The organism is Vibrio vulnificus CMCP6, from assembly GCF_000039765.1.
Lineage (GTDB): Bacteria > Pseudomonadota > Gammaproteobacteria > Enterobacterales > Vibrionaceae > Vibrio > Vibrio vulnificus_B.
On the sequence record NC_004460.2, the window covers coordinates 1,230,522 to 1,247,359 of the forward strand.

The 16,838-nt window shown below is 48.7% G+C and carries 12 protein-coding genes and 1 pseudogene; 8 read left to right on the plus strand and 5 right to left on the minus strand.

The window, feature by feature from the left end; translation table 11 throughout:
* The first annotated feature begins 124 nt into the window (after positions 1–124).
* Positions 125–1,159 carry an ElyC/SanA/YdcF family protein gene (locus VV1_RS20435; RefSeq protein WP_415843817.1) on the plus strand — a complete coding sequence of 345 codons (1,035 nt, stop codon included), beginning with the start codon at positions 125–127 and terminating at the stop codon, positions 1,157–1,159.
* A gap of 195 nt (positions 1,160–1,354) precedes the next feature.
* On the plus strand, positions 1,355–3,064 hold the full coding sequence (locus VV1_RS20440) for a COG3904 family protein (protein ID WP_243742167.1): 1,710 nt from the start codon (positions 1,355–1,357) through the stop codon (positions 3,062–3,064).
* A gap of 96 nt (positions 3,065–3,160) precedes the next feature.
* Here VV1_RS20440 and VV1_RS20445 read toward each other — a convergent pair whose 3' ends face one another.
* Positions 3,161–4,375 (minus strand): RsmB/NOP family class I SAM-dependent RNA methyltransferase, encoded by a 1,215-nt coding sequence (locus tag VV1_RS20445; protein WP_011082035.1) that lies wholly within the window; start codon positions 4,373–4,375, stop codon positions 3,161–3,163.
* Positions 4,376–4,547: 172 nt separating this feature from the next.
* Complete coding sequence (locus tag VV1_RS20450) at positions 4,548–5,396, minus strand: SIS domain-containing protein (RefSeq protein ID WP_011082036.1); 849 nt, start codon at positions 5,394–5,396, stop codon at positions 4,548–4,550.
* Between the two features lie 246 nt (positions 5,397–5,642).
* On the opposite strand from VV1_RS20450, the gene murQ reads away from it, so the two are divergent.
* The 3 genes from murQ to VV1_RS20465 all read left to right on the plus strand — a co-directional run bounded on the left by murQ (position 5,643) and on the right by VV1_RS20465 (position 9,256).
* Positions 5,643–6,545, plus strand: coding sequence for an N-acetylmuramic acid 6-phosphate etherase (gene murQ / locus VV1_RS20455; protein ID WP_026130983.1), 903 nt, complete (start codon positions 5,643–5,645; stop codon positions 6,543–6,545).
* Positions 6,546–6,570: 25 nt separating this feature from the next.
* Positions 6,571–8,031: a PTS N-acetylmuramic acid transporter subunit IIBC gene (gene murP, locus VV1_RS20460; protein ID WP_011082038.1), complete on the plus strand. Its 1,461-nt coding sequence runs from the start codon at positions 6,571–6,573 to the stop codon at positions 8,029–8,031.
* A gap of 166 nt (positions 8,032–8,197) precedes the next feature.
* Complete coding sequence (locus VV1_RS20465; RefSeq protein ID WP_011082039.1) at positions 8,198–9,256, plus strand: porin; 1,059 nt, start codon at positions 8,198–8,200, stop codon at positions 9,254–9,256.
* Positions 9,257–9,311: 55 nt separating this feature from the next.
* Here the strand turns inward: VV1_RS20465 and VV1_RS20470 are convergent, their stop codons facing one another.
* Positions 9,312–10,043 (minus strand): EAL domain-containing protein, encoded by a 732-nt coding sequence (locus tag VV1_RS20470; protein WP_231894866.1) that lies wholly within the window; start codon positions 10,041–10,043, stop codon positions 9,312–9,314.
* A gap of 245 nt (positions 10,044–10,288) precedes the next feature.
* On the minus strand, positions 10,289–10,903 hold the full coding sequence (locus tag VV1_RS20475) for a histidine phosphatase family protein (protein ID WP_011082041.1): 615 nt from the start codon (positions 10,901–10,903) through the stop codon (positions 10,289–10,291).
* A gap of 290 nt (positions 10,904–11,193) precedes the next feature.
* On the opposite strand from VV1_RS20475, the gene VV1_RS20480 reads away from it, so the two are divergent.
* Positions 11,194–13,617, plus strand: a complete 2,424-nt coding sequence (locus VV1_RS20480) for a M9 family metallopeptidase (RefSeq protein ID WP_011082042.1) — start codon at positions 11,194–11,196, stop codon at positions 13,615–13,617.
* A gap of 204 nt (positions 13,618–13,821) precedes the next feature.
* Here VV1_RS20480 and VV1_RS20485 read toward each other — a convergent pair whose 3' ends face one another.
* A complete protein-coding gene (locus VV1_RS20485) occupies positions 13,822–14,484 on the minus strand; it encodes a hypothetical protein (RefSeq protein WP_011082043.1) in 663 nt (220 codons plus the stop codon).
* 535 nt (positions 14,485–15,019) lie between these two features.
* Here VV1_RS20485 and VV1_RS20490 point away from each other — a divergent pair.
* Both VV1_RS20490 and VV1_RS20495 read left to right on the plus strand, forming a co-directional pair.
* A pseudogene (locus VV1_RS20490) lies at positions 15,020–15,334 on the plus strand (acetyl-CoA carboxylase subunit beta); the annotation flags it as partial.
* 81 nt (positions 15,335–15,415) lie between these two features.
* Positions 15,416–16,447 (plus strand): DUF1176 domain-containing protein, encoded by a 1,032-nt coding sequence (locus tag VV1_RS20495; protein ID WP_011082045.1) that lies wholly within the window; start codon positions 15,416–15,418, stop codon positions 16,445–16,447.
* Positions 16,448–16,838: the final 391 nt, after the last annotated feature.

Below are 16,838 nucleotides of genomic sequence, written 5' to 3' on the forward strand. Positions count from 1 at the left end.
GGTAATGTCACGGCAATTTCGTAGTGTGAGGGCTTCTGTCCCCCAACATTTGGCGCAAGCCTAAGGAAGAAAAATGAAGAAGAATCTGCTTGCCATTGCGCTGTGCAGTGTGATTGCCGTACCGATGAGTACATGGGCCGCGCAAACCACAGTGAAACCTTCGGTTGAATACGCGCAGCTGGTCACTCAGCGACAAGTGGTTGATCAACTGCTGCACGATGCCGTGGTGGCGTTTAAGTCTCCAGCACGTGTATCTCATGCCGGTTTCACGGCAAAAATGCCAAGCAATATGGAAATCGTCACCGATCGATTGCTCGAAGCGTACCAGCTAGAACCGTATCGCACCGATTTGCTGATTTCTGCCGCCAACGCGCAGATCTACAACAAGAATGTCGATAAAGCGATTGAACTGTTTCAACAGGCGCTGAGCGTTGCCCCCGATGATGTCGATTTGCACACCTACCTTGCGGTATGGCAAAAATTCAAGGGCAACGAGCAAGCGTATCAGCAGCATGTCACGGCACTGAATACGCTTAACCAAGGTCGAGCGGCGGATCTGCAACGCCTTCTGTCCACGGTGGATCGCATTCTTCAAACGCCCCTTAAAGAGAAAGCCACACGTCAGTTAGGCAGGAACGACGCCATTGTCACTTTGGGCTATGCCCTCAATCCCGATGGCTCGATGCACGATATTCTCATCGAGCGATTAGAAACCACGCTTACGATGGCTAAAGCCAATCCAGAAGCGCTTATCATCTTAACCGGTGGTGTGCCACAAAATCACAAAACCGAAGGCAAGTTGATGGCCGATTGGTTGATTGAACGAGGCATTAGCGCGAATCGTATTATTGAAGAAAACTACGCCACCAGCACCGTGGATAATGCCTTGTTCAGCGCCTACGCCTTAGCGCGTCACGGTGTAAAACACGCCACCATCATTAGCTCTGCCAGCCATGTACGCCGTGGCCAAACTCTGTTTGAAATCGCCACTTGGCAAACCGGCCCGCGCAATATCACGTTTGATACCGTGGCCTACCCAGACAAACCATTGAATGAGCTCAAACACGCCAGCAGTGGTGAGCTACTGGGTATTTACCGCGACGCACTACGCACCTTTGGCATGTGGAGCTACCGCTCTTCGCCACTGGAGTTCCGTTAATCTTGGTAAGGGGCATCGCCCCTTACTTTCCTTCTTTTTCTTCTTTGTCTCAGATACTCATCAAATTGCACTTTCAATTGCTTACAAAAGCAGCAAAAAGTAAGCCCTAGTAAGCATCTCAATACTTGTTCATTCATTGTGGTTATGATTCCAGCAAATTAATTGCACATTGTTTTATTAAGGATGGGAACTGGAATGAACAACACTCGACTGACTCTTCTCGCGCTGTCTATCGGCGTCATCGCAGGCTGCAACTCAGGAAGCAGCTCACACTCAGGTTCGGGAGGCCAAGTTGACAGCAAAGGCGTTTACCGCTCAGTTTGCCAAGAAAATTTGGGCAGCAGTGATAAAGGGCTCACCTTCACCGTCGAAGGTTCGGTTGCCAAACTGACCGGTATTGTGTGCAGTGGCTCACCTGCCGCCTTTGAGCGAATGATGAAAGAGAACCCGCAGGTCAAAACACTCAACTTCGTCACCGTTGGCGGCTCAATCAACGACGATGCCAATCTAGAGCTGGCTTATAAAGTGCGCAATAAGCGACTGGACTCTCTTATCAACAGCAATGGCCTTATCGCCTCTGGGGGAACCGATCTGTTTATCGCTGGTGTTCAACGCACCATCGAAACGGGCGCGAAAATCGGTGTTCACTCTTGGGCAACCGAAGGCGACGATGGCAAAGAGATACAAGGGGCCGATTTACCGAAAGACCACCCCGATCACCAAAGCTATATTCGCTACTACCGAGCAATGGAGCTCGCTCAACCGTCCGAGTTCTATTTCTTCACCTTAGAAAAAGCCCCTTCTGACGGGATGCACTACATGACTGAAGCCGAATTAACCACTTATCAGGTGGGAAGCGTGACAACCAAACCCGATTCTGGCCTCAGCAGCGCGATCGATCGCCAAATGTTTCAACAAATCGCACAAGCGTACGAGCTGATCGACGAGCAAAACCTCTGGCCAAACTACGCCACCTATTACAAAACCATGCCTCAGTATCTGCTGCGTGTTGATGCCAGTGAATCCCCCATCAGCGCTTTTATTCTCAATCCGCCAACATTGGCAAACAGCATGCAACCACTGGGCAGCGTAGAGAGCGCCAACTTAAGAGCTTATAGAGATGACAGCAACATGCATCTTGCTCAAGACAAACTCAAAGCAGGCAATGGCATCTATGACTTTGATTACGCGTTTCAAGGTGGAAAATTCTATCTGCAGCAGGTGAGTGACAACGACATGAACAGCGATATTTCTCCGGTTAACAGCACTATCGGGCTCAATGTTCATGAGAACTTTCATCAATATCAGTTCACGTATTTTCAGCGCCCGGCATCCTACATTCAGGATTTGGCCAACTACCCAGTGAACCAACCATTGATCGAACTAAAACTGCTGACGTTAGCGTTGTTTAGCGATCTCCCCGCCACGCTGACCGATGAGCAGCTGCTTGGCAAACTGGTGCAATACGTCGCGCTGACTGAAAAACAAATCGCCATCGACCCTTCTGCGGCTAAACTGGTCCGTCATATGGGGCTTGGCCAAGAATTGTATGAAGGCAGTGCATACTACGTGGAAACGCTACTCAGCCGTGAAATGTTTGGCGATGAACATCACTTTCCCTTCGTCCACCCAAGCATGCTAACCAGAAGCTACGCCAATGCGAAAGAAGTACGCGATGACTTTGGCTTTGGCGTGTTCTACCACACAGGTGCGAGCGCCATTTGGCTGCTGCACTCACTGGGTTACGATTTGGCTGAGTTTGAAAAGGGCGTCTACCCGTTTGATGCGGCAAAGAAAATGGTCGGCAATGAGATCGACATGGAGCAAGTGGTGGCTGCCATGTACGCCGACCCAGACAATAAAGCGCTGCTACAGCGTGCAAGAACCATTGCTGACTTGCTGTAAGCCTTTCTGCTGTCACGGTCTTGCATAAGATCATGGCCAATAAGCAAAAAGCCAGAATATCGATTCTGGCTTTTTTATGACGGGTCAATCGCTAGGTTATTCTGCGATGCGCTCTAAACGCGCTAAGTAGAAACCATCAAAGCCGGAGTTGGCTGGGGTGATGTTTTCATCATCGATCAAACGGAAATGCGGGTTCGCCGCTAAGAACGCATCCACCTGACCACGGTTTTCACACGGCATGATGGAGCACGTTGCGTAAACCAACATGCCACCCACTTTCACCATACGGCTGTAGCTAGCCAAAATGTGGGCTTGCAGCTCCATCAATACTGGCAAACGCTCTTCGGTGTCACGCCATTTGGCATCTGGGTTACGTTTGAGAACGCCAAGGCCTGAACACGGCACATCGAGCAACACGCGATCCGCCGATAGCTTCAAACGCTTGATGGTTTTGCTGCTGGTGATCAAACGGGTTTCAACGTTATGTGCACCAGCACGACGCGCGCGCTCTTTGAGGTTGTTAAGCTTCCACTCTTCAACATCCATCGCCAGCAAACGGCCTTTACCTGCCATCATCGCGGCCAAGTGCAAGGTTTTGCCCCCTGCGCCCGCACACGCATCGATCACGCGCATGCCCGGTTTTACCTCCAATGCCGCCGCGACTTTTTGCGAGCCAGCATCTTGCTGCTCAAACCAACCGTCGGCAAAAGATTGCGTCTTAAATAGGGCTGAGTTTGACGTCACTTCCAACGCACTTTCCACACCGTCAACAGGTACGGTGCTCACGCCTTCTTTGTTCAAACGTTTGGCAAGATCATCACGGTCACACTTGAGTAAGTTAACGCGTAAGTAACGCTTAGCCGGTTTCGCCAGTGCGCTACGCTCTGCTGCCCAAAGTTCACCAAGCTCTCGCTCACCCAATACATCAAGCCACTCTGGACAACCATCCCACAGGGCGGGTTGCGCTTTGGCTTCTTCCATTTTTGCTTGGAAAAGATCGTCTTCAATCGCTTCTGCGTAATTGGTTTTTGGCAGCGCTAAGCCGTGGAATTTATGCCAAATGTGAATCAAACGCATGCTCTCGCGGCTGATGTTCGACGCATCGATATCGGCCAAAAAGCAGTATAGGTTGAGGCGACGCAGCAAATCACCAGTCACCATCGTAATACGTGCTTGCTCTGCGCTGATCAAATTCAACTCAGAGAAGTGGCGAGAATAGGCTCTATCCAGAGGCGAACCTTCGTTCAACACCAAATCAAGAATGCTAAGAACCAGATTGGAAGAGGAAGGCGAAAGAGACGATTTGAGCATAAAAGCATCCAAAGAAGAGAAAAACCGCGACATGATAGGAGTTATTGTCGGGTCTAGCAAGCGAGGCGCACACCATCGCAGCTAACTTGCTGATTTCGCAAGGCACGATGGTTCACAAGATTATTAAGCAATGCACTGCTTGCTCAGGGTGAGCGCAATGAATGGCGCTGAGCTACAAAATCTGCCGAATATCAGAGGAGATGTCGCTGATCATCTGCCTAGCGCTCTCATCACGCAGTTGCACCAAAATGATAAACAGCAAATCGGTGATGACGTTTTGCGCGCTACGTGAAGCAATCGCCGAGCTGCGATGCTCGGTTTCATCGGCGATGGTGTCGAAGGTCATATCGGCAATTTGGCGCAACCGGCTTTTTTTCGGTGAGCTGAGCGCAATCACTTTCGCCCCCTGCTCTTTGGCCGCTTCGGCCGCCACCAAGATCTCTTTGCGCTCTCCTGAAAACGAGATGGCAATTTGCACATCTTGTTCGCTCAAAGTGCGCGCCACCGCGATCTGCACATGGCTGTCTTGCTCAGCCAAGGTGGTGATGCCCAATTTAAGCAGCTTATAACTGAGGTCTTTCGCCGTTAACGCCGAACCCCCAATACCGACGATCTGCACTCGCCTTGCCTCACTTAACCACTGCACCGCCTGATGACACGCTTCATAAGAGAGCGCATTGGTGGTTTGAAACATCGCGTCGGTTTTGGCTTTAATCAGCTTTTGCGCAATCACCGCCAGCGGATCATCGGCCAAAATATCGCTGTGCAACGGCGTGGCCTGCATCGCTTGTTTGCGGCCAATTTCCTCCGTCAGGGCGAGCTTAAACGCGCTGTAACCTTTAAAGCCGAGTCGCTGAGTAAACTTGACGATACTCGATTGGCTCACTTGTGCCTGCTCTGCCAGCTCTTGACTGGTCAATTGCGCCGCTTTTTCTGCGTTTTCTACAATCCAATCGCCAATCACTCGGCCACTTTGCGACAACTGAGTTCGTCTTGCGACGATTTTATTGATAACAGACACAGTAAACCTCAAAAAAAGTTTAAATAAATTATTCCAAACAAGAAATAAAAACCGAAAACCACAAACCATTAATTAAAAGCAATTTTTCTTTCAATTGCGGTTATTTTCGCGCTTTGCTTAGACCCATTATTCCAGAGTTCATCTGCCTAAAGAATAACCTTAAGTGTGATTTTTATCACCAAAACTGAATATTTTATTCCATAGAATCGCCCTCAGTTCAAAACCTATTATCGAGAAATGTCCGTCATGAAAATTGATTTAAGCCGTTTGGTTACAGAAAGCCGCAACCCAGCCAGTGCAGAGATTGATACCCTGTCCACCGTCGAGATGCTCAGAGTCATCAATCAAGAAGATCAGAAAGTCGCACTGGCGGTAGAAGCGGTTTTGCCGCACATCGCCCAAGCGGTGGATGCCATCACGCATGCGTTTGCCCACGGTGGCCGTTTAATTTACATGGGTGCAGGTACCTCGGGTCGCTTAGGCATTCTTGATGCCAGTGAGTGCCCACCCACTTACGGCACACCGGCAGAGCTCGTGGTTGGCCTGATTGCGGGTGGCCACACCGCCATTCTAAAAGCGGTGGAAAATGCCGAAGACAACCGAGAGCTAGCACAAAACGATCTCAAATCACTCAACCTAACGGCCAACGATGTGGTGGTCGGCATTGCCGCAAGCGGACGCACACCTTATGTGTTGGGCGGTTTGGAATACGCCACCTTGATTGGCGCAACGACGGTGTCGATCGCCTGCAATCCGGTTTGCCCAATGGCCGATGCGGCGCAAATCGCCATTTTGCCCGTGGTGGGCCCAGAAGTGGTCACAGGCTCTTCTCGCATGAAAGCAGGCACGGCGCAAAAACTGGTGCTCAACATGCTGACCTCTGGCGCGATGATCCGCAGTGGCAAAGTGTTTGGCAACTTGATGGTGGATGTGGAAGCGACCAACGCCAAGCTGATCCAACGCCAAACCAACATAGTGGTGGAAGCCACTGGCGTGTGCGCAGAAGAAGCAGAAGAAGCCCTAAAGGCCTGCGATCGCCACTGCAAAACCGCGATTTTAATGATTCTTTCTGGCCTGGATGCCGAGCAAGCCAAAACAAAACTACAACAGCACAACGGTTTTATCCGCGCTGCGCTGAACGACAAGTAACCATTGAGGTTTCAAGGAGACCGTTATGGCAAAGATAACCCAAACAATGATCTCGCAGCTGCTGGCTGCGGTGGGTGGCAGCAGTAATGTCAGCAAATGTGGCAACTGCATGACCCGACTTCGCTTGACGCTGGCCAACAATGGCGTAGCGGATCAAGCCGTGATTAAGCAAATCCCCGGCGTCATGGGCGTGGTGGAAAGCGATGAGCAATTTCAAATCATCCTTGGCCCCGGCAAAGCGCAGCAAGCGGCGGAACTGATGAACAAGCTGATTGAAAGCGTCATCAATGGCGATGTGCAAGAACAGGCTATTGCCAGCGACACGAACGATCTCTCCAGCGTCGCCGCTGAGCAGAAAAAGCAAATGAAGAGCAAACAGACCAGCGCGGTGCAACGCTTTTTGAGCAAGTTTGCCACCATTTTCACCCCGCTGATCCCCGGTTTTATTGCCGCTGGTTTGCTGCTTGGTTTTGCTACGCTGCTTGAGCAAATGTTCGTGCTGGAACAAACCCCAAGCCAATTTATGCTCGATCTGATCGCTTACATGAAAGTGTTTGGCAAAGGGCTGTTTGCCTTCCTGAGCATCTTGATTGGTTACAACGCGCAGCAAGCCTTTGGTGGCTCTGGCGTGAACGGCGCGATTCTCGCGTCACTCTTTGTGCTGGGCTACAACCCTGATGCGACCTCTGGCATCTACTCGGGCATGAGTGAGTTCTTTGGCTACACCATTGACCCGCGAGGCAACATTATCGGCGTGCTGCTGGCGGCGATCATTGGTGCGCAAGTGGAACGCAAAGTTCGTGAATACATGCCCGATGATCTCGACATGATTCTTACCTCAGTGGTCACACTGCTGATCATGGGTGTGATCACGTTTGTGGTGATCATGCCTATCGGTGGCGAGCTGTTCAAAGGCATGTCTTGGCTGTTCTTGAACCTCAACGACAACCCGCTGGGCGCAGCGATTCTTGCTGGTCTGTTTTTGATTTCGGTGGTGTTTGGTATCCACCAAGGCTTTGTGCCTGTCTATTTTGCGCTGATGGAAGCACAAGGTTTTAACTCTCTGTTCCCAATTCTGGCGATGGCGGGTGGCGGCCAAGTGGGGGCTTCACTGGCACTGTATTTCAAAGCGAAGAAAGACGCGGTACTGCGCACGCAAGTGAAAGGGGCAATCATTCCGGGCATTCTCGGCATCGGTGAGCCACTGATTTACGGCGTCACCCTACCACGCGTCAAACCGTTTGTGACGGCCTGTATTGGTGGCGCGGCGGGCGGCTTCTTCATCGGCTTGGTTTCCTACCTTGGCTTACCTGTCGGTTTGAATACCGTGTTTGGCCCTTCTGGTATCGTGGCGATCCCACTGATGACATCGCACAGCGGCATCTTCGCAGGCATGGCGGTCTTCGTGGTTGGCCTGCTCATCTCCTACGTGGTCGGCTTCCTCGCCACTTACTTCTTTGGCAGCAAAGACGTCGATTTAAGCTGATTCATTCTTCCCCCTATAGGAATGAACTGGCCGCGCCTTTGAGCACTCAAGGGCGCACTCCTTAACCCAACCCTACAGACACCGCTTTTAGGATTTCGAACCATCGGAAGGGGCGCTGCTGTGTCTAAAAAAACGGAAAACTTCCCATCTCATTGAGGTTATGAAAATGAAAAAAACGCTTCTCTCTGTGCTACTTCCTGCGGCATTTATCTCCAACACCGTTTTGGCGGCAGAAATTTATCAAGCAGAGGATGGCTCAACGGTCGATCTCTATTCTCGTTTGGGCTTCAACATCACCAACAAAAACAATACGCATGGCGATGGCAAAGGCGAGTTTGATGGCCGTATTGGCCTGAGTGGTTCGCAAACCATTAACGAGCATGCGTCGGTGATCGGCATGGCGCAGTATCAAGTTGGCGCGGCAGAATACGCCAACCAAGTGAACGACAAACCGGCTCTGACTGCGCGTTATGTGTGGGCGGGGATTGATGCCAAAGAGTATGGCCGTATCACGGGTGGCCGTGTGTCGTCGGGCTTGATCATGTTCACTGACATTGGCGATGTGTTTGCTTCTTCCGATGTTTCGATGGCGCGCCAAGCCAACAAAGTGGACAAAACCGCCACTCAGGTTTTCCGTCAAGACGGCACACTGCAATACCAAAATCAGTTCGGCAATCTTGATGTTTCTGCCGCTTACATTCTGGGCAACAACACTTCCGAGCTCGATTACGGCTACAACGCCGCGCTGCGTTACACCATCGACATGGGGGACTTTGGCCGCCTAGCGCCAGTGGTGGCGATGCAGAAAAACAAAGGTGACGCACGTGAAGGCAACGACACCGATTACACTTTTTGGGGTGTCGGCACACGTTATTACTTGGGTGATGTGATGCTCGGGGCGCTCTATTCTGAAGATGAACTGCAAGGCTTCTACACACAAACCAGTACCGATAAAGTGACGGAGCTGACGGCGGTGTATAACCTTAGCGACAAATGGGCGCTGCGTGCGGGTTATCGCTCATTGCAAAACAGCGGCGGCGACGAGCTAGAACTGAGCGATACCACCTTAGAAGTGCAATACAAGTTGACCGCTCGTTCCTCCATTTACACCAGCTATGTGGATCGCAACGGCGAGCGCGGCTACAACAGCGGCCAAGAGACTTCCTTTGGGGGAGCGCATGCCGATGAAAGCTACTACCACTTCGGCTTACGTTACGAGCTGTAGGTAACTTTACCCGCTAGGCTAAGCGGCCTAGCGGGCTTTTACTTTAAGTAAGCACTCACATGGGTTTGGTCGGTCGCGCCAAGTAGTATCCTTGGAAATAATCAAACCCAACCTCAATGCACTGGTTTAAGGTTTGCTGATCTTCGATGCCTTCTGCGATGGTTAGCGCGTTAACCGAATGCGCGCAGGCGATGGCACTTTGCATTGGGCTCACCCCCGCCTGAATAATGCTTTTATCCACTTTGACAAACGCGGGGCGGATGATACGAACCCGCTCTTTGGTGGAATAGTGGCTGCCAAAGTCATCGATTGCGGTTCTGATTTGGTTATTCAGTAAGTTTTGCACGCCGTTGACGGCCAGTCGCTCACTGTCTCCTGCCATTTCCATGATTTCATAAATCAATTGACTGGGCGCTAGACCATAGTAATGCAGCGCTCCCACAAGGTGATCAATGGCACTCGGATTGTTGGCCAGTTCTTCAAACAGCAGCGGAGAAGTGTTGATAAAGAGGTGTTTGTCACGATAGTTCGATTTGCCAAAGTTTCGTACGTGCAAGGTCGAGGCAGCCAAAATAGCAAACGAGAAGCGCTCGAGTTGATCACTCAGTTCACTGAAAAAAAGCCCTGGATTGATGGAATGCCCTTGTGCATCAAAAATCCTCACCAAACATTCGACACCATAAATGGCCATCGTCTTGTCATAGATGGGTTGGAACGCACTCTCAAACCTAAGCCCGTCGAGATGCAGCGAGTAAAAACCCTCCTCATTGGGATGAATTTTACTCAAAATCGACTCCATAACCTGAAAATATTCCATACTGACGCTTATCATTAGGGTCTGTTGACCTATACATCTATCGATAGTAACAAATGCAGTTTGCCTGACTACGCTAACTTACATTTACTTACGCTAATATATTCAATCCGCGCCAAAGGTCTCACTTCTCAGTTGCTCTATGTAACGTCACCGTACAAAAACACAAACCAGAGCCATGGGCTCTGGTTTGTGATTGCCGAAACCTGTGTCACGCACTAAGCAGGCATCACTAACGTCTCGAGATCGACAAGTGGACAATCAATACGTTCAACCTGACCCTTCTCGATCTTGAAAAACGCATCTTGAGGCAGATCTTGTTGCCATACTTGCTGGTAGTCCAGTCCCAGCAACATCCCTCTCAGCACAATGCCCGTCAATCCATGGCTTACCACTACAAAGCGTCCTGTTTCTGGCAGCGTTTCCAACCATTGTGATAAACGTTGTTGTACTTGCTCATAACGCTCACTGTTGGGCGCTTGTAGATACCAATCAGCCTCATCAAGAAGATCCGGCCGTGTCGTTTGCAACTCGGGCAAGGTTTTTTGCTCCCAATCTCCTAACGAAAACTCTTTTAATCGATCATCGGCGATGATCTCGTCGGTCGCATAATCTAGCTGCTGACAAACAATCTCTGCCGTTTGCAACGCTCGGCCCAACGAACTGGAATAGACGCGATATGAGCCTGACTCAAGATGGGCTTGCAACACTCTGCCCACACTCAATGCTTGGCGCTGACCTTTTTCCGTTAAGGGTGAATTGCAGTGCCCTTGTAATTTTTGCTCGGCATTAAACTGGGTTTGCCCATGTCGTAAAATAAAAAACTGTCTCAAACGTTAACTCCTTATTCACTGGTCAAACACGTTACCGCAAACTTTTTCCCGCTGCAAAAGCGAGTTTTTGAGTCAAAGTTGACTCTGCGTATACGTTACTTCGTTCCATTTGTTTAAATTTTTATTAACGTTTTCAACGAGTAAAATTCATGCCGTCATTTCTATAAATTAGAGTAATAAATCTATTTTCTGAACTGAGCTCATAAAATTTATGAGACTAGTTTCATTTCATAACGCATAAGGCATATAACACACCGCTCAAATTATTTTGCTAATCAATGAGTGTTGTTATGTCTCATCTTCTTCCTTTTCCTCGTCGCCGTTTGGCTCTGGCTTGTTTACTCGCATCGATCTCTGGTGCGTCTTTTGGGCAAACCCAATGTGATGTGGCCCAATTGCAGCAGTCGCCCGATCTTGCCACTGCCATCTCCAGTGCAGATTACGCCTGTTACAGTGGTTGGTTTTCTGCCTCATCCGATACGTTGAACAACATCTACAGCGAAGCAAGCTTAAGCCGTGTTCAAGTCGCACTGCACCAAGCGGTACAAACGTATCAAGGCGAAGCCGAGCAAGCGCGCGCCATTGAAAACTTAGGCGAATACGTTCGCGCTGCCTACTACGTTCGCTACAACGCAGGAAACGTAGCGGCCTTTTCCGATCTCTTAGGCCAGCAATTCGCCCATACCATCAACGCATTTTTAGCCAACCCTCATGCTCTTGATCAAGGGCGCGAGCAAGTGGGGGCGATGAAGAGCCTCACGCTGATGGTGGACAACATTAAGCAACTGCCGCTGACCATGGACGCCATGATGCTGGCGCTGCAACAGTTTAACCCTGAGACAGCGAAAAATACTCAGTGGGTTGATGGCCTCAACAACCTGTTCCGCTCGATGGCAGGCCATATCGCCAACGATGCGTTTTATCGCTACCTTGCCAGCAACACTCAACACATTGATATGCTGGAAAAATTCGCTAATGACAACGCATGGGCGCTCGATACTGATGCCGATTTTTTGGTGTTTAACGCACTGCGCGAAACGGGCCGCTTGATCGCCAGCCCAGACAAAGCCACTAAACAGAAAGCCGTACAAGTAATGCAACGCGTGATGGCTCGTTATCCATTGGGTAGCGAGCACGATAAGTTGTGGCTTGCAGCGGTGGAAATGCTCAGCTACTTCGCCCCAGAAGCGTTAAATGGTTTGGATTTGCCGCAAGCGAAGCGCGATCTCGCCGCTCGCGTATTACCTAACCGCCACGAATGCCAAGGCCCAGCGATCATCCGTTCACAAGATCTCACTCCAGAACAAGCCGCCAAAGCGTGTGATGTGTTGGCCGCCAAAGAAGCCGATTTCCACCAAGTGGCCAATACTGGCATGCAGCCAGTGGCGGACGATCACAACCAACGTGTGGAAGTGGCAGTGTTTGCCAACAACGACAGCTATGTCGATTACTCCGCGTTTCTGTTTGGCAACACCACCGACAACGGTGGTCAGTACCTTGAAGGCAACCCGGCCGATGAACACAACACCGCTCGTTTTGTCGCCTATCGCTACGCCAATGGCGAAGAACTCTCGATTCTGAACCTAGAGCACGAATACACCCACTACTTGGACGCGCGCTTTAACCAATATGGCTCGTTTAGCGACAACCTCGCTCACGGTTATGTGGTTTGGTGGCTAGAAGGTTTTGCTGAGTACATGCATTACAAACAGGGCTACCAAGCAGCCATTGAGCTGATTGCCCAAGGGAAAATGAGCCTCTCGCAAGTGTTTGCCACCAGCTACTCGCACGATACCAATCGCATTTATCGCTGGGGTTATTTGGCGGTGCGCTTCATGTTGGAAAACCACCCACAAGAGGTTGAGGGGCTGTTGGCTTTGTCGCGCTCTGGCCAGTTCGAACAGTGGGCGCAGCAAGTACAAACCCTTGGCCAGCAATACGACGGCGAATTTGCTCGCTGGTTAGATGGCTTAGAAGTGACGCCAGAAAACCCAGACACCGATCCAGATACGCCAACAGAGCCTAGCGATGGTGTGACGCAATTACAGGCCAATCAGAGCATCACCCTCAGCGGCAAAGCCTACAGTGAGAAGCTGTTCTACGTGGATGTGCCCGCCAACACCACCCACTTTAGCGTAGCCATTGAAGGCGATGGTGATGCGGATCTCTACATGAGTTACAACCAAGTGGCCCACTATTACGATTTTGAAGTGAGCAAATTTGTCGATGGCAGCAATGAGGAAATTCAGTTTGCCGCCGACGCTTCTGGCTACGTGAAACCGGGCCGCTACTATCTGAGCGTCACTGGTCGTGGTCGTTACCAAGCCGTGAACCTAACCGCAACAATAGACACCGCGGCACCCACACCACCAACCCAAGAGCAAGATGACCTTGCGCCTGTTATGCTGCAATCCGGTCAGGCACAGCATTTGACCGTCCACCAGCAGCGCTACGCCGCTGTGTATGTACCTGAGGGCGTGAGCGAAGTGCGCATTTGGCTAAGCGATCTCACCTCCTCGGACAGCCAAGGCAACGTGAACCTATACGCCAGCCGTGAACATTGGCCAACCCCAGAGCAGCACCAGTTTGCATCTCGCTACGCTGGCAGCAACCAATACCTCGCGATTCCTGTTGAGCAAGCGGGTTATCTGCATTTTTCACTCAACGCGCCACAACAAGGCGATGACGTCGAGATGGTGGTTTACTTCCACTGATCATTAGTTGGAAAGACAAATGAAAAACAAACGCCACCGCAAGGTGGCGTTTGCCTTTTAAAGGAATAATAGGCTGTGTCGAAATTCATACTCTTGTTTTTTGCTTTAGCATGCTTTCACACATTCAAAATTAGGAGGATTACTTATCAGCGAATAAAAAATATTACTCGTCTATAAAAATCGTAGACAGCTCAATCAAACACATTATTTGGCACACTGTGTTTTTCCCATATCCTCATCGCGAGATACTTTACACAACATTAATTTCTCGCTATTCATCGCTTGAGTAAAGTGACTTCCTGTTGGATTTCCTTTCAGAACAATATTGGTTAGTTCAGTTATTTGAGATTGTGTCAATGTTTCATAATCGACATTATAATTTGCGATAATAGGGTTCTCAACACCCTTCTGATAGCAGAATCCGTTAATTGTAGCACCATAAATCGTAATATTTGTATTCGTGTACTTTCCATCAACTGAAATATCCGTTGTACATACTATCGCACCTTGTGATTTTTCATCATTGTCTGGCGTGCGAGGTAAGCTTGCAAACAGTTCAAAGTTATCGCTAGTGCGTACCAATCGATACCTTTGAACATTGTGATCCCAAAAACCGGTATACGGAAGGTTTGTTTTATAGCCCCAGATTTCTGCTAAATCCAGAGTACCAGTGTAGACCAAGTCATTACATGTGTTCTGGAAGAAGTGGTAACTGTTGCGGTTAACTGAACTGTCTGTCACTTGAACTACTTTTGTGTCAGCAGCGCAACTTCCATTACTAGAACGCCCGTCTGCCGAACTACTGTCACCTGAACCACACCCATACAACATCCCCATGGTGGCAAGAACTAACAAGCCATGTCTCATTATTTTTCCTCATTCTGACGTTAGAAGAATTATAAAATAGGGTGAACATTACAAACGTCAAATAAATCTTATACAAAAAAATCAGTATTAAACAGCTGTCACACTTGGTAGGCTACGTAAAGTTAACCCGATCACACTCTGCGCAATAAAAATAGATTTCCAACTTGAGTAAAAATACAAAAAAACAATTAAAAACCACTAATTTAACATGTTATTTTTTTGATAAAACTGGTTAAACTCTAACTATTTGTTGTTATTTAATCACAACAAAAAGTTAACTTTTAAACATGTAAAGATAAATTCAACACTTCATACCATAATATTTAGGTCAATTCTTTCCTATCAAGATTTCTAATAATATAAAAGTACCTACCCCTTTTATTGCCTTATAGTAAAAACAACATTACTGAATAACTAAAATATCAATAAGTGACAAGGAGAAATTAAATTTTAACTTTCTTAATTAGAGAGTTCTTAATATGTTGTCTATACAAACATACCGACAATCTATGTGCAGCACTGCCTAGGAAAACACGCTCTTTCTGCGCTATCAAAGGCAAAATTACCTTACATATCGGTATTAGCCGATCAAACTTTTGGTGGTGTTTCTGCGAGTTTGGCAATGCTGGGTGACATTAACATTGGTGAGCCCAAAGCAAGGATCGGCTTTGCAGGGCGTCGCGTTATTGAACAAACCGTTCGCGAAATCTTGCCTGAAGGCTTTCAGCAAAGTGAGTTCCTCTTAGAGCACGGCGCACTCGACATGATTGTGGATAGACGCGAGATGCGTAAACGAATTGGTGGGCTATTAGCAAAAATGACAAACACAACACTCTCAACAAATGAGTAGCTTATCTGTTTTCACTAACCTAAGCGGGCAATGGTATGCTCACTGACTGAATCATGAAGATGGTATAAAGGGAATAAGCTAATGCTCTATATTCGGAATGCTATATACACATTGGGCTTGGTGGCTTTTTCTGCCAATGCGTTTGAGGGAGAGAGTTTTCAGCACAAAGATTGGTATCTCGCTTGTGATAATACAGGCACCTGCCGAGCGGCTGGCTATTCAGATACAGACACCCTTAATCCTGTTGCTGTGATGTTTACCCGTGAAGCAGGCCCTGCAACGCCAGTAACAGCCAAAGTGTATCTGGGAGACGAATCTGATTTCGATCCTTGGCCTGAGCAGATAAATCTGTATATCGATTCTCAGGATTTGGGGCCGATAAAGCATGACATCCTAACAGCTATGCAAGTTCAAGCCCTTCTCGCTGTGGTGACCAAAGATTCGCTGATAGAAATTGGTGATGGTAAATCCAACTGGGTACTGTCTGGCAATGGTGCTAGTGCGGTGTTTCGAAGGATGGATGAATATCAGGGGCGTCAGAACACTCCATTTGCCATTGTCGCAAAAGGGCAGAGCGCTGAGTCCAAGGTGATCCCTGCTGCGGATCTCCCCACACTGGTGAATGTTGGCGGCGATGCAATAATGAAATCGCTTGAACCAGAATCTGCTCAGTACGCCAAATTGTTACCACAACTTCGTGCGACCTATCAGGATGAGGGAGACAGCACTGAGTGCGGCAGGCTGTTTGAAGAGTCGCCTTCAATCTCTATTGCAAAGTTTAATAACGGTCAATCATTGATTGAAGCATCTTGTTGGATGGCAGCTTATAACTATGGTTCAAGCTACTGGTTGTTGGATGAAGGCGAATCTGCTCTTCCCAAACTCCTTAATATCTCCGGCAATGACTATTCTGACGGCATCGTTTCTTCGGCTCACAAAGGTCGAGGATTAGGGGATTGCTGGAGCTTTGAAAGCTGGGTGTTTGATGGCAAAACAATGGTTCGTTCGAACGACAGTACTACCGGTTTATGCCGTGGCATCGCCGCAGGAGGCATTGACCCAATGCCTATCTGGGTGAGCGAAGTGGTTGTCGCACAAGATTTGAATAAATAACCATGTTGAAAGTGAGCTTTACGGCACTGACAGCTTTATTACTTCAAATCTTCAGATAGTTGATAATTTGGCATGCTCTCTAACTCATCACTGCCCGGAACCTTAATAGTTGGCACTTCGTAACTCAGAAGTGCCCATTCCTTGCCAGTAACCTTCTATCTCACAAATAACAGTTAGGTTCTTCTAATCAGCATAGTGTCTATGAAAGTGGGGGCTTACCAACTTCGCTAACTCGTTCGAATAGGCCATCTTATTTCTATTTTTTAACCTACCGAACAAACGTGTTCTCTGTTAGAGTCACCGTCAACTACGCTATTGAATAAAGATACCCACAGATCGCATGTCATTGATGGATTTTTATTCACCCTTAGAACTCATATTAGGAATCCCT